We start from the raw sequence: 14,749 nt of genomic DNA on the forward strand, positions 1-14,749 counted from the left end.
GCTAAATACTAAATCCTTCAGATCACAGGACCTGAAGGATTTTTTGTTTTATACCTTCTCCGTTAATAGATCAGCTTATATCCTGCACCCCTGATACTCATCAGCTGTACGCTGGATTCATCTTTAAGCATCTTTCGTAAATGCGACATAAACACGTCCATACTGCGGGCATTATAAAAGCTATCATCACCCCAGATTTCCATCAGCGGAACCTGTCGCGGCAGTAGCGTATTCCGATGCTGTATGAGCAATTTCAATAAAGCAGTTTCCTTGTATGATAAGGTATGTGTTGCCTGAGAGGTGACCAGCACCTGCGTAACCGTATCCAGTACACAGTTGCCAAAGCTATGTTTTATGGATTGCTGTTGCTCCGGATGCTGGTCTGCACTAAATCTACCCAATAGTGATTCCATCCTGACCAATAACTCGCCCATGTTAAATGGTTTCCTCAGGTAATCATTTCCACCACTTTTAAATCCTTTGATAACATCCTCCGGCATTGATTTAGCACTCAGGAAAATTATAGGTATACCGCCGTTCTGTTTGCGGATGTCCTCCGCCAGAGAATACCCATCCTTCAGTGGCATCATAATGTCGAGAACACAGATATCCGGGGGATCGAGTTTAAAAAATTCCAGCGCCTGATGGCCATCTGTAGCGACCTGAACTTCGTAGCCACTGTTCATCAGCCCGTCGCTGATGATCTGTGCCAGCGTAGGCTCATCTTCGGCATATAAGACCTTATATTTCATGGTAAGCTGGTATATCAATGATAAAATTGCTTCCTTTTCCCAGCTCACTGCGTACCTGAACTTTGCCCTGGTGTTTTTCGATAATCTGCTTGACGTAATGAAGTCCAAGTCCGGAACCTTTAACGTTATGAATATCGGGATGATCAGGCACCCGGAAGAAGCGCTCGAAAATACGTTCTCTGTAGATCCTCGCAATACCCGGCCCATTATCTTTAATACTGATATGAACCTGCTCCGCATCGCAGCTGCAGGATACCGTAATTACTGCTGGTGAACCGCCATACTTCAGCGCATTATCGATTAAATTATAAAACACATTCGTAAGGTGAACCGGATCTCCATCTACAAAGCAAGGCGTATCCGCCGGAATATAGTTGATCGTCGCAGCACTGCTACCCTCGCGTAAGCGCATAGAGGTCACAACACTTTCCAGCCCCTGTTGTACGTCAAACAGCTCTGGTCTCAGCTTAATGGCCCCATTATCAAGTTGGTCCAGGTTTAATGCCTTGTCAATCATCAGGTTTAAACGTTTCAGTTGCACTTTGCTGATGTCAACATAGTTCTCCAGCTTCGCAGGGTCACGCGATAGTTCATATCGGGTGATGGCATCCAAAGCAGCTTCGATCACGGCTACAGGGGTTTTTAGCTCATGGGTCATGTTCCCGGTGAAAGCAAGCCTCGCTTGTGTGTATAATCGCTGACTTCGTAGTACCCTGAAGAGGAAGATAAATGCAGCAGCAGTCAATAACAGCATTAAGCAGGAGGAAACAAGGTAATAGCGCATGCGGTAGAACACCACCCCGTTAATGGATGGTACCACCAGCTGATAGCTGTGAAAAAAGAAATTCATATTATAGGCGTACAACTCGCTGCGGTAGTCCGCTTGTTGTGCTGCTTTCCAGGTACTCGCTTTAGTTGGCTTGCCGGTGTCATAGTTGTATAGAACGTAGGATGTTTTTACATTAAGTCCGTTGCGCATACATTCAACTTTTACCAGACTGTCCATCCGCAACAGATCATGCCGGTCTGCTGCCATAGCAGAAGCCCATGTTTGCCCTTTGTCAAGAACATGTGAAATCCGCTTTTTGCCTTTGGCACTGCTGGGTTTCTGGTTCGCTACTCTCAAGCTGATGTCAATATATGCACTATCTTTATCCAGGTCAGAGCTGAACCGGGCGGACCCAATGCCTTTGCCCCGCATGGACATAAAGGACTGTTTGAACAACAGCCATTCCGGGGAAAGGAAAAAGTTCCGGAAGTTTTCGCTTCTTTCACGGCCATGCATGATGCTCAGGTAATCATTTTTTCTTGCTGCATTTCTGACCACCTCTTCCAGATCCCGCTTCACCTGAATTCGCTGTGCCTGGAACAATTGGGTAAGCCATGCAGCCTGGAGTCCCACGCTGGTGACAATAGCCAGTGCCACCAAGGGATATGTGTATTTGTTAGACCACCATTTCATGATACGAATTTGCTGATAATCTGGCTGCTTTGATACCGCTGCCCGACGATTTAACCTTGTTTAACATTGCTTAACGAGCCTTAACATACCCTTCAGGTAGGTTTGCTACATGAAAAAGATAGTATTATTCATCATCGTAGTGATGCCTTACTTGGTGCAGGCACAATCAACATTGTCAGGTAAAGTTAAAGATATGGATGGGCATCCACTTGATGCTGCAACGATTACGCTGAAGCGCGACAATAAACAAGTTGCGGCTGCTTTCGCCGACCTCGGCAATTTTGAACTCAAATATCAGGAGAAGGGTACTTATGTGATTTCTGCAAGCCTGGTTGGTTACCAGACACTGGAGCTTGTGCTGCAATTACCAAAAGAAAGTGTTTTGCTTGTCCTGCAACCGGACAGCAAGCAGCTTGAAGAAGTAAAGGTTACTTTTCAGCCTCCAGTCATTCAGCGTAAGATTGACCGTGTAACCTTCAACGTCGAGCAAAGTATCCTCGCCTCCGGAGGCAGTGCCTGGGAAGCATTGACCAAAGCACCAGGGGTTCAGGTATCTAGCAGCAATGAAGTCACCGCAAACCGAAAAAATGTCCAGATTTATCTGGATGGCAAACCCATCAACCTTTCGGGTGATGAACTATCAGCCTACTTGCAAGGATTACCGTCGGACCTGATCGCACAAATTGAAGTGTTCTCCAATCCACCAGCTAAATTTGAAGCAGAAGGTGCAGCAATAATCAATATTATTACACGTAAAGCAAAAAAGGAAGGTTTGAACCTGACACTAAACAGCGGCATAAGCCAGGGTGATTATAGCAACTATAATGCAAGTTCAACCTTCAACTATCGAAATGATAAGCTGAACATTTATGGAAGCTATGGATTTATACACCGCCAAGTGTTTGTAGATCACAATCTTTCCATAGATTATGGAAAATCTTTCTGGAACAGCATCAACCGGATCGTTTCGCCCTCTGATAATCATAGTTACCGGGCAGGGGCCGACTATCAGCTTCGCGAAAATCAGGTTTTAGGTTTTATGCTGACCGGCAATCATCGGATTGGAAAAACACGCGGACATAGCGGTACCGAAATAATCAATCTGGACATGCTTGTCGATTCCACTTTGAGTACCGAAAATACCTCATCAGGTAAAACCAACCAGTATGCATACAATTTAAACTATAACTTAAAACTAGATTCCGGTAAGCGGAGCCTGAATATTGATGTCGATTATGCGCCTTATCAAAATAGGAGCGATGCCTATACAGACAATCTTTCGTTCTTACCGGATGGACAGCAAACAACCAACAGGTTTCACATCTTTACGCCAAGTGCACAGAAAATTGCTATATACTCCGGTAAGGTAGATTATACTTATCATTTATTCGGGAAGCTGGATGTAGGATCTGGTATCAAGTACAGCAGTACAGAAAGTCGCAACAACTTCGATTACTTCAACCGCGAAAGCGCGACCTTAATCCTGGTGCCCGAAAATTCCAATCACTTCATATACCGTGAAAAGACTTCCTCCGCATATACCAGTATTGCTGGAACATTCGGCAAGCTGAGCATTCAAGGGGGCATACGTGCAGAGTACACCCGTACCAGCGGGTATTCAGCGACGCTTGATGTCTTGAACCAGCGCAACTACTTTAAGTTATTTCCAACAGCTTTCTTTCAGTATAAGCTTGATGATGAGAACGAACTACAGCTCAACTATGCCTACCGCATTGAGCGTCCGGAATACAATCGTCTGAATCCGGCTAAACGATTCTCTTCACCCTACAACATCTATGTCGGTAATCCGGCACTTCAGCCTTCATTTGTTCAGAATATTGAACTTGGTTATACCTATAAAAAGAACTATAACGTCACGGCGACCTACCGCGTTCAGCATGATATATTTACAAACATCAATGTGCAGGATAACGAAACTAAAATCTATTACGGAACACAAGCCAATCTCGGACTCAGCCGTAATGCGGGAATTCAGTTGTCGGCGGCATTCCATCCAGCAGCCTGGTGGGACATGAACCTGCTAACAGAAGGTTACTGGCAACAGGAAAAATCAGCTTACCTGTCCAGCAGTTATAATTTCAACATCATCTCTTATTATGCAACCTTGAAGCATGCCTTTACCATAGACCAAAAAAGTGCTTTAAAAGCCGAACTCAGCGGAACTTTCACAGGTCCAGGTTTACAGGGCATTTATCGAGCAAGCCATAATTCGTCTATAGATGCCGGGATAAAGATGAATGTACTACATGGAATGGGCACGGTACGCTTATCAGCAACTGACATTTTCAATACTTATACAAACAACATCAGCATAAATTACCTGGATCAGCGCAGTGCTTTTTTCCACCACAATGAGAGCCGGTATGTGGCACTTAGCCTTTCCTATAAGCTGGGGAAAAACGTAGCGGCTTCCCGTAGCCGTAGTACAGCAAGCGAAGAGGAACGAAAGCGGGCACAATAGCATTGATGCCTCCAAAAACCATAAGGCTCTGGAGGCATCATTCTGCCTAAAATACCTAGTTCTCCATTTTCATAAAAAGATTGTTTATGGATTCTGAATAGGTCGGGTGCGCAAAAACACAATATTTTAGAACATCGTAGGTTATGCCCCCCATCATGGCCATCTGCAATACCGTCATGATCTCACCACCTTCTTCACCCAGAATAGCGGCACCGAGTATTTGTCTGGTATCTGCATCCACTACCGCCTTCATGAGGCCACGCGTTTCTCCTTTTTCCAGCGCACGTGCCACCTGCTTCATAGGCAACTTTGCCACCTTGATGTTATAGCCTTGCTCCAGTGCCTGCTTTTCTGACAAACCAATCCGTCCAAGCTGTGGATCGGTGAACATACAATATGGCAGTGGCCGTTCCTTCGTGCTGTAAGCACCGCCTTCAAAAAGATTTCGATAGACGATCGTATAGTCATTATATGAAATATGTGTAAAAGCTGGACCTCCATTTACATCGCCTAAGGCATAAACACCCTTAACATTGGTCTCCAATTTATCGTCAACTTGAATAAAGCCTTTTTTGGTCAACTGAATGCCCGACACCTGTGGTGCCAAAACCTCAGTTAAAGGCTTCCGTCCGGTCGCCACTAGAATGTGTGAGCAGATAATTTCTTCCTGGCCGCCGTTCAGCGCTACTGTAGCCTTAATGTGGCCATGTTCCGTTTCAAACTTTATCGCTTGGGCATTAGTACGTACGTCCAATCCTTCGTCTAATAATATCTTCGTAAGCTCCTCAGCGATATCTTCATCCTCTTTGGCCATGATCCTTGGCCCACGTTCCAAAACAGACACGCGACTTCCAAAGCGATGAAACATTTGCGCAAACTCCAAGGCAATGTAATTTCCGCCAATCACCAACAGATGATCCGGTACTTCTTCCAGATCCAATATGGTTGTCGAGGTGTAATACCCTACCTCCTGCAAGCCCTCAATAGCTGGAATAACTGGGGTCGTGCCAGTGTTGACAAAGATCATCTCCGCAGTTAAATCCACCTGAGTACCATCATTTAGCTTAACATGGAGTGTTTTTTCTCCCGTAAACTTGGCTACCCCAAAAAATAGATCTAGGTTTTCGCTTTGTTCCATTGCAGTCTGGCTGCCCTGGCGCCAGCTTAGGATAATCTCATCCTTACGCTGTTTGATCTTCTTCATGTCGACAGTATAGTTGTCAACATGCACACCCAGCGCATCGGAATGTGCAGCATGGTATGCTGCTTTGGCCGAAGCAATCATTGTTTTTGTAGGTGTACAGCCGTCGTTCACACAAGTGCCGCCAACGTAACGTCTTTCGATGATTGCCGTTTTCTTGCCCGCTTTGGCAAGTTGCTTACATAATGGTGACCCCGCCTGTCCCGAGCCGATCACAATAGCATCGTAGTGTTTCATATCATTAGCAAACTTGTCTTTTCACCGCTAATCGGCTTAGCTTCAATTTAGGGATAATTCCATTAATATAATCCGACCAGGACATATCCCTGAATATTTAAAAAAGCCATTTTCTTCGCCTGACTTTAACTTAAGTGAAAAAACCGCATAAAAAGGCAGGTTAACTTTGATTATAATAAATATTAGAACATCATATCATGACAACAAAAAATCAATCAAATGTGAGCATCTCCAGCCAGGCTGTGGAAATTGCTACAGCATTACGCAAACTTTACTTTACCCGTGTGCTATTTTCCATCATTTGGATAGCCTTGGTCATTACAGTAGCTAAGACGAATGATACCCTGGCTACAATCCTGTTTATCATTTACCCGGCCTGGGATGTTCTGGCAACTCTATTTGATGTCAAAGCAAATCCACCCACTGCAAACAAAAGCCCGCAGTATGTAAACATAGGCATTGGTATCCTTACTACCATTGCAGTGATTATTGCCCTGCAAAGGGGCATTCCCGAAGCGTTGATGGTATTCGGCGTATGGGCTATTCTCACAGGCTTAATCCAATTGATCCTTGGCATTCGCCGGCGGAAGCATTTTGAAGGACAATGGCCGATGATCATCAGTGGCGCTCAATCTATGTTGGCCGGGGGATTCATCATCGCGACTGCGCATAATCCAAATCAAGGCGTCGCGTCATTAGCTGGTTACGCTGCATTTGGCGCATTCTATTTTGCGTTAGCGGCCCTCCGTTTAGGCAACACAATCAGGAACGCAGCTTCTATTGCCTAAAGGCAAGTACCACCAGGCCCATCTGGCTAAAGCAATTGCTTTGCTGTTTTAGTTCAAGAAAACGAAGGTTAGAGAATGGACAACCTACATGTCTGTAAAAGCAGAGCATGATCTTTTTCCTTTTCAGTGGGCTGATGCTAATGGGATTACCTGAAAGGTACTTAGCTGAAAAGTCGGGAACCGGCTGGTTTTCTCTCTTTCTTAGATTAATGTCACATTTGACTTAGGTGAGAACTTTGCTGATTGCTAATGCCGTATCTTGGTGTGTCAGACGTTAACATCGTAACGAATGCATTCATCGTCTAAACACCATGTCATGAATGAGAAAGATGAAATATTATCGACGTATCTGCGAAACTTCGCTGGACTAACCGAACTGGACATCGCCGAAAGCCGGCCTTTCTGGAAGCCACGTAAAATCGCTAAGGGAGACTTTTTCAATATGCAGAGTATGGTCTGCAATGATCTGGGCTTAGTTGTAAAAGGAATATTCCGTATTTACTACAGTGATCCGGAGACCGGAGAAGAAAAAAACCTTTTCTTCTTTTCAGAAAACCAATTTGTTGTTTCCTTCAGAAGTTTCATTTCCCAAAATCCCTGCTGGTATTTTATCGAAGCGATGGAACATTCTGAGGTCATTTTTATTTCATACAAAGATCTTAATGGCTTGTATGAACGAAATCTGAATTGGGGCAAGTTCGGCCGGCTGCTGGCGGAAACATTTTTTGCCTACGCACAATCACGTACCGAGGAGTTCCTGTTCTTTTCACATGAGAAGAGGTTTTTAAGGTTGATGGAAGAACACCCGAATATCGTCGAACGCATCCCCGCTTACCATATATCTTCCTTTTTGGGTATTACTAATCCTTCGCTAAGCCGGATCAGAAAAAGATTAAAAGAAAGTCAGGCACATTAACCATTTGCTATGCTGGTGGGCTGCTAGAAGCGCAGGCTAGCATTTGATAGAAAATAAATGAACGACTAAGGAGCGCTTACACGGTGGCTCAACAGTATTGCGGTGTGATTTAAGTCACAGCAAAAACGTGTGGGACATCACCGTTATTCCATTTCGTTTAAAGGAACTTTGGAACATTCAGTTCCTGCATGTGCAGGGACATAATTTAAACGATTCAATGGAAAAACGCATCATTAATCCTTGGAAATGGCAAGATGAACGGCACTATGTGCAAGGTGTGGAAGTTAAAGCAGTTCAAAGTACACTTTATTGCGCAGGGCAGGCTGCGGTACATGCAGATGGAACATCAAGTTCAGCTGATATGAAAACACAACTGCAACTTGCCATACAGAACCTGGAGCAGGTAATTAACGAGGCTGGCTACGAGACCAAAAACATCGTCCGACTCAACGTTTATACAACATCTCATGAGGAATTCTTCCCTTGTTTTGAATACTTCGGTGAATGGATTGCCAACAATAGCATTAAGCAGGCTGCTACCTTTGTTGAAGTCAAAACACTTTTTGAAACCCTGAAGGTAGAACTGGAAGCAACAGTAGTGAAGTAGGACTACTCCCTTACGATAAGCTTAAACTTTACTCGGTGCTACGCCATACATCTTCTTAAACGCGAACGAGAAATGGGAGAGGTCTTCAAAACCCACATCAACATAAACCTCCTTCGGGGCGACACCTTTTTCTTTGATAAGAAAATAGGCTTCTTTCAACCGTTTCTCCTGTAGCCATTGGCCGGGTCTGCTGGAAAAGATCTTTTCAAAGTCCCGCTTAAAAGTTGAAAGGCTTCTTCCGGTGAGGTATGCGAAGCGTTCCAGCGATACATTGAATCGAAAGTTTTTGTTCATAAACGCTTCCAGGTCCAACTTGCCTGGTTCCGAAAAATCGAACAGCACGTGTTTCAACGCCGGACTTACCTTTAGCAATAGGAAAACCAGTTCTTTTACTTTAATGGTTCGCAGCATTGCATTTTCAGTGCTCAGCAGTTGGTCATAAGGTTCCAGGGAGCGCAGGTAACTTCGTAGTAGCTCATGTGCTGGTATGGAAATTACTACAGGCGTCTGCATGTGTTTTGCTGTTTCATACTTGTATGCCAGACTTAGTTCTTTCAAGGTTTGCTGATCCATAAAAACCGACAGGTTTTTGTATTCCCCAGCTGCTCCGGGCTGCTTCGTAAATTTAAGCAGGCTGTTTCTTCTGGTTAACCGAAAGCTATCCTCCTGGAAAATATATTGGCGATCACCGTCTGTCATCAGCAATGTTCCGCTAATCTGAAAGCTGAACACATGATTTGGAATGAATTGCTCCCCATCACGTACCCTTCTGCTATAACAAGAGTACGTGATGGGATTCAATTCTTGGTGATCGTGGCTGCTACTCATAGATGTTTAACTTTCTGCGTCGGTGGATAAAGTTACGGACAACCATTGTTTATATTCCGCTTCGCGCGCAGCATTTTCCTGGTTAAATACAGCTACGGCATCGCTGCCTAACACCAGATGCACCGGCGGCTCAGGGTTCTCGGCCATGTCAATGATCACCTGTGCAACTTTAACGGGATCACTTTTTGGTACGAATCCGCCGTTTTTAAACGCTTCAACCCGGGTGTCAACAGTGGATTCATAGCCTTCAACAGCTGCAGCAAAGCGCATAGAGCTTCCGCCCCAGTTCGTCTGGATTCCACCAGGTTCGATCGCTGTTACCTTAATGCCAAGTGGAGCAACTTCCTTCGCCAGTGCCTCGCTGAATCCAGACAGTCCAAATTTGGCGCTTTGATAAATGGATAAGCCAATGCTGGTGATGCGTCCCCCGATGGAACTGATGTTTAGGATTCTGCCCGATCGTTGTGCTCTCATGTACGGCAATACGGCTCTGCAGAGCTCTACAGGGCCCAGCAAATTTGCTTCGTATTGACTGCGTACCTGCTCCTGTGAAAAGGCTTCTGCCGCCCCGGTGATTCCAAATCCCGCATTGTTAACCAGTACATCAATGCGTCCAAGACGTTCGATCAATTCTTTGATCACCTGTTCCATTTGCTGTCGATTGGTGACATCCAGTGCTAAGGAAAGGATCTGATCACCATATTTCGACTTTAAATCCTGATTCTTGTCCGGGTTCCGTGCTGTTGCCACTACAATATCCCCCTGCTGTAATACTGCTTCTGTCAGGTGACGTCCCAATCCGCTGGAACTACCTGTTATAAACCATACTTTTTCCATGTCTTAACCTTTAAGTTGATCACAAAAGTATGGCTTGGCGCTGCCTTGCAGTTTGTTCTAGCGTTCAGCTTTACTTTGTTGATAAGGTCAGATTGCCAGCGGATGATTATTTTGAACCGGCATACTGATCCAGGAACCTGGCTATTGTTGCGGGCATATCTGTATTCAGATAGTCTACACCCATCTTTATAAAGGTCTCCCAACAGGTTTTGGTATCGGGATTCCCCCAAAAGCGGATTGGTTTACCTACATGATGCACCGAGTCTACAAAGTTTTTCAGCTTCAACGAATCCGACGCGGGCAAAGGGCTTTCGCCTTTCCACTTGCTGAAGTCCTGAAAGTTCGTGCTGAAAAAGGCAACCCGCTTGAGTTGCTCCTGGGTATAAGGCGTGCCACGCTTCCCATCGAAGTAGAAGATGTTATCAAAATCATTGAACCTGGCCGGGGGAGGTGTATCGCCGGTAATCACAAGCTTCACGGCGTTTGGATCTTTCTGGACATCAAAGTATGCGCGAATGGGCTTTAATTTTGCTTCCAGGCATTTCAGTGCAGGCATTCCGCTTGTTTTCAGGTCAATCATCAGTTGCAAGCCATTCCCGTTCTGATAGGCTTTATGATTACCGTTACGTTTTATTTGTTTCAGTAAAGGTTCGAGGTATAGGCTTTCAATTGTCTTCTTCCGGTCGATCTCTTCTTCTTTATGTGCTACATAGAGTTCATCGCCGACCTGAAAGACATCAATTTCCATGGATGCAAGCCCATTGTTGTAGGCTGTATAAAAAGGATGTTGCTGCTCGTAATCGTTATGGGAGTGTACATTTTTACCCACTTCGTATCGTTGTGCAAACACTGGTGCCGTGCAGCCAGCCAAAAGCAAACAGTAAAATACTTTTCTTAACCAATGTTTATTGTTCATAGGTCCACATGTATGATTGCGCTTAAACTTAATACTTTATTATTTTTGGATTACAAAGCCCTCAAGATGGTTATCCAGTCCATTTAATTTGCTGGCAGGATCAAAAACCAGCTTGCTTTTGTACCATGCCTTTGTAATCGTCAAAGAGCCCGGTTTACTTTGCCACTGAATTTTCACCGTATCGATCACAGACTCATTTAGCTGTATAATCGAGGTAGACTCACCGGTGATAACCTCTTTATCCTGATGCGTGATATCGCCTTTGTCATTAAGATTGAAACCGACATGCAAACGGGGGATTCCTTCTTTTATCACCGACATGCCCTCTGGGCTATCGCTGTTGTAGTTGTATACGAATTTTTTTTGCCCTGCAATGATGTGGAACAGCTTCATGTCTTTAGTTGAGTAATGTCCGGGTGTGGTTTCATCCAGTAGGTTCTGGCCCTCAGCGTTCTTGTAGACAATGTTGAGCGTTCCCTGCACGTTCATGCAGCAACTGCCTGGATTATCTTTGGCGCAGGAACTAAGCAAGACGAGTAGGCTACCGTATATAAGTTTTTTCATTGATGTTGATCGCGTTTATTCAATATGAGATCCTAAGATACTTATCTGAACGTAAATACCAGCTTAACAAAGCTGAAAGATGAGGTGTAAAGGGCAAGATTAACTGATCAGCACCATTAGCCTACGCTGCCGATATGCGTAGCTTGTGCCGATGGTTGCGCAAGATCTAAATAGGCGTTCGCTGCGCTGACAATCTCCGCAGGAAAACCCGTAACTTCTAAAAGCCTGATGGCGTTCCGGGTCTTTAGTACCCCCTGTTTTAATTTATAATCGAATAAATAGCCGTCATCACCTACAAATTCTTCAAAATGGTATAAGCTGTACGCCGGACTAAGCAGATCTGCCAGCTCCAGATCATGCGTTGAAACTAAAACAAGGTTATTGCCTTTAATCAGGTATTCGAGCACACCCTTTGCTCCGGCAATCCGCTCCATGGTATTTGTCCCTTTAAAGAGTTCATCCATAACAAAGAGGTTGTACCCATTGCTGTCTTGCGCCTGCTGCACGAAATATTGGATTGCATCCAGTTCTTCCTTATAATAGCTTTTACCTTCCATCAGGTTGTCCTGGATACCAATAGAGGTGTAAACATTTAAAAAGGACGACTGATACCGGTTTGCACAGACTGTATATACGGTTTGAGCCAGAATCGCATTGATGGCAATAGCCCTGATAAAAGTGGTCTTACCCGACATGTTTGAACCTGTGATTAGGATGCCTTTTGTATTGGTGACAAGGTTGTTAGTGACGCAGGGGTCAATCAGGGGGTGAAATGCATCTTTGATTACGAGCTGCGCTTTACTGTTGTCAAATTCTGGCGTACAATAATGGGGTAGTCCGGCACGATAGGAAGCAATAGATTGATAGCTATCAAGTTGAGCGATATACTTATATAGGGCATGAATTTCCGTCTTTGCGCTACGGGAAATCTTCAGGCATCTATCCAGCAAATTGATTTCAACCAGAAATGTGATTTTAAGGTATTCCAAAAACAGCCATAAGAATGCAGAAAATTCATTCTGACCTGATTTTTCTGACTGGAGTAAGAACTGATACCGTCCGAAAGCAGCTAACTTATCACATGCCGCCAGAACTTCTTTGTCTTGAAAGTGCTTGTTGATTTTACTTATTCTTAAGGCACAAGCCCGTAAGGCTGGGATCTGGGAGAAAGGGGAAATAAAAAATTCTACCCTCGACTTATTACGATAGTGGAAGAGCAGGTTAACAAAAAAACTTAGCGCCAGCAGTAGTGCATAGGCCTTACTGACCCAGATGCACAATGCGATAATCATCAATGGTAGTAGGCTAAGTACGGTAAGCAGCCATTTATTTAGTCCGGCTTCAAGTTTCCAGTTAAATATGATATTAGGGATGGCGTAGCTAAGCTGTTCATTTAACCGCAGTAATGCGATTTGTGCTGCTAACCTGCTTTCTTCCTGATTCTGGAAAAAGTTGATTCGGGTATTTCGAGCTTCAAGTTTCTCCTGTGCTGCAATTGGACGCTGAAGCATTGCATATAGGTATTGCTGGCCAATCTTCGTTTTACAGCGATCCAGTTTTTCAAATACGGCATTTATGTTTAAGTCTGCTATTCGCTTTTTACTACTGGGATCCAGGTTTTGAAGCGCTTGTAGATGATCATTGTAGGCTCCAATGCGTTCCATGTCACGAAAACACTGGTCTTCTTTGCCCCAGTCTGCCAGCAGTTCCTGTTTAAGTTGCTGTAATTTGCGCAACCGATAAGCCCGGTAGATATAATGAACCGCAAGGATGCTAAGTAAAATAAAGATTGCGCCCGGCAGTAGTAGACCGCTAATCCACATACTTTTTTCGTTTGATCTGCTTTGCAGGGATGGCTCTTGTTGCTTTTAGAAGCACTGCTTTAATCATGTGTACTCTTGTTTTATAAGGCGCGCGGCTGCCTACAAGCATAAAGATATTAAAATTGAAAGCTTCGATGCCAGTGCTTGATGCAATTTGTCTTAGGGACTTGGAGGATCTGGCTTTGTAGCTGAGGTACTTGTGCTGCGAACAGCTTTGGTTCTTGAGCGGTTCTTGTTCGCCTCTTGACCGCGTATTGTTCGCCTATTGTTCGCCTTCAGGCGAAGAAAAGGCGTTTAAGAGGCGCTGGAAACCCCTTTGAGAGCTTTTTAAGGGGTAATTTTGCTCTTTTGGTGCGCAGATTATGCTTTCAGGCTTTTGAAAGTCAGATGTAATCTAGAACTCGATACCTATTATATACATGCTCAATCAAGCTTGGTATAGATTAAAGCAGTCTCAGCTAAAGGTTGGTAATCCTGGACATGAAGCGGGCAGGGGATCTTTCTTCGCTACAGATAAATAACACACTGCTGTAACACTAAAATGTGCCGGTAAAATGGAGTCACTGGCAATAAAGCATTGTTAAACAGCGTTTTGAGATTTGTTGTAAACAGCTGCAGGGCGCTACCGAGTTGAAGCCTGTATGTGCTTTGCAATTGAAGTTCAAACCAGCTCATAGAGCTTATTGTACAAGCTACACGAAGTACTGTGAAAAGCTGTGCAAATCATTACGCTTGTTTTTCAAGAGGTTAGCAGGTTTAAACAAGATATTTCTACATATTGTTTTGCAGCCCGGAAATTTTCCTCTACATTTGCACTCCGCTTCGGAGGAAGAGGATAAGTGAAAAGGATAAAGAAGAAAGATTTGAAAGGCTGAAAAGGAGTAAGATAATGTCTCTTTTTGTGATTGCTGGAAACGGCAAACGAGTTCCCTAAGCCGGAACAAACAAAAAGAAAAAGATTTAGAAATAAATTCTTGACAATATCAAAATCATTACTACCTTTGCAGTCCCAACAAACAGGGAGCCACTTAACGGATGTTAAACACGGCAAATAACAAAGATTGAAACAGAGCGATTAGTTAAACAGACCAGACAAGAAAGACTGGGAAACACATACTAAGGGATCTGCAACATATAAAGACTCACCGTGAGGTAAGAGTCGAGAAGTTCATTAAAGAGATGTCATTTTATAAAAACGCAGCGAGGTAAACAAGTACGGTTTCAAAGTACATGAGCCAAGCAAGTTTTTCGAGTCAAATATCTAACAGACAAATTAGAATAAGACTATTATTAATTAAGTTAAGAATGGTCAGTGTTCAAACAAAACATTTTACAA

13 protein-coding genes are annotated in these 14,749 nt (G+C 44.0%); 4 read left to right on the plus strand and 9 right to left on the minus strand.

The annotated features are described in order from the left end of the window. Positions 1–62 precede the first annotated feature (62 nt). Positions 63–752 carry a response regulator transcription factor gene (locus ACTHQF_RS05745; RefSeq protein WP_440428960.1) on the minus strand — a complete coding sequence of 230 codons (690 nt, stop codon included), beginning with the start codon at positions 750–752 and terminating at the stop codon, positions 63–65. Beyond that, a complete protein-coding gene (locus ACTHQF_RS05750) occupies positions 742–2,214 on the minus strand; it encodes a sensor histidine kinase (RefSeq protein ID WP_440428961.1) in 1,473 nt (490 codons plus the stop codon). Before ACTHQF_RS05750 ends, ACTHQF_RS05745 begins: the two co-directional genes overlap by 11 nt. 109 nt (positions 2,215–2,323) lie before the next feature. Here ACTHQF_RS05750 and ACTHQF_RS05755 point away from each other — a divergent pair, with 109 nt between their 5' ends. Further along, on the plus strand, positions 2,324–4,696 hold the full coding sequence (locus ACTHQF_RS05755) for a TonB-dependent receptor domain-containing protein (RefSeq protein WP_440428962.1): 2,373 nt from the start codon (positions 2,324–2,326) through the stop codon (positions 4,694–4,696). Positions 4,697–4,751: 55 nt separating this feature from the next. Here the strand turns inward: ACTHQF_RS05755 and ACTHQF_RS05760 are convergent, their stop codons facing one another. Further along, positions 4,752–6,134 (minus strand): mercuric reductase, encoded by a 1,383-nt coding sequence (locus ACTHQF_RS05760; protein WP_440428963.1) that lies wholly within the window; start codon positions 6,132–6,134, stop codon positions 4,752–4,754. 197 nt (positions 6,135–6,331) lie between these two features. Between ACTHQF_RS05760 and ACTHQF_RS05765 the strand changes: the two genes are divergently transcribed. After that, a complete protein-coding gene (locus tag ACTHQF_RS05765) occupies positions 6,332–6,922 on the plus strand; it encodes a DUF308 domain-containing protein (protein ID WP_440428964.1) in 591 nt (196 codons plus the stop codon). Here the strand turns inward: ACTHQF_RS05765 and ACTHQF_RS05770 are convergent. Next, positions 6,912–7,133 carry a redoxin domain-containing protein gene (locus tag ACTHQF_RS05770; protein ID WP_440428991.1) on the minus strand — a complete coding sequence of 74 codons (222 nt, stop codon included), beginning with the start codon at positions 7,131–7,133 and terminating at the stop codon, positions 6,912–6,914. The two genes, ACTHQF_RS05765 and ACTHQF_RS05770, sit on opposite strands and share 11 nt — an antisense overlap. Positions 7,134–7,238: 105 nt before the next feature. Between ACTHQF_RS05770 and ACTHQF_RS05775 the strand changes: the two genes are divergently transcribed. Together ACTHQF_RS05775 and ACTHQF_RS05780 are read left to right on the plus strand one after the other, a co-directional pair. Beyond that, complete coding sequence (locus tag ACTHQF_RS05775; protein ID WP_440428966.1) at positions 7,239–7,838, plus strand: Crp/Fnr family transcriptional regulator; 600 nt, start codon at positions 7,239–7,241, stop codon at positions 7,836–7,838. A 217-nt stretch (positions 7,839–8,055) separates the two neighbouring features. Continuing rightward, on the plus strand, positions 8,056–8,445 hold the full coding sequence (locus ACTHQF_RS05780) for a RidA family protein (RefSeq protein ID WP_440428968.1): 390 nt from the start codon (positions 8,056–8,058) through the stop codon (positions 8,443–8,445). 21 nt (positions 8,446–8,466) lie between these two features. Here ACTHQF_RS05780 and ACTHQF_RS05785 read toward each other — a convergent pair whose 3' ends face one another. The 5 genes from ACTHQF_RS05785 to ACTHQF_RS05805 all read right to left on the minus strand — a co-directional run bounded on the left by ACTHQF_RS05785 (position 8,467) and on the right by ACTHQF_RS05805 (position 13,413). Beyond that, positions 8,467–9,273 (minus strand): helix-turn-helix domain-containing protein, encoded by an 807-nt coding sequence (locus ACTHQF_RS05785; protein ID WP_440428969.1) that lies wholly within the window; start codon positions 9,271–9,273, stop codon positions 8,467–8,469. A gap of 6 nt (positions 9,274–9,279) precedes the next feature. Then, positions 9,280–10,110, minus strand: a complete 831-nt coding sequence (locus ACTHQF_RS05790) for an oxidoreductase (protein WP_440428970.1) — start codon at positions 10,108–10,110, stop codon at positions 9,280–9,282. A 106-nt stretch (positions 10,111–10,216) separates the two neighbouring features. Further along, a complete protein-coding gene (locus ACTHQF_RS05795; protein WP_440428971.1) occupies positions 10,217–11,026 on the minus strand; it encodes a phosphatidylinositol-specific phospholipase C/glycerophosphodiester phosphodiesterase family protein in 810 nt (269 codons plus the stop codon). Positions 11,027–11,065: 39 nt separating this feature from the next. Continuing rightward, positions 11,066–11,590, minus strand: coding sequence for a hypothetical protein (locus ACTHQF_RS05800; protein WP_440428972.1), 525 nt, complete (start codon positions 11,588–11,590; stop codon positions 11,066–11,068). Between the two features lie 116 nt (positions 11,591–11,706). Next, a complete protein-coding gene (locus ACTHQF_RS05805; protein ID WP_440428974.1) occupies positions 11,707–13,413 on the minus strand; it encodes a MutS-related protein in 1,707 nt (568 codons plus the stop codon). Positions 13,414–14,749: the final 1,336 nt, after the last annotated feature.

This window comes from Pedobacter sp. SAFR-022 (assembly GCF_051965375.1).
Lineage (GTDB): Bacteria > Bacteroidota > Bacteroidia > Sphingobacteriales > Sphingobacteriaceae > Pedobacter.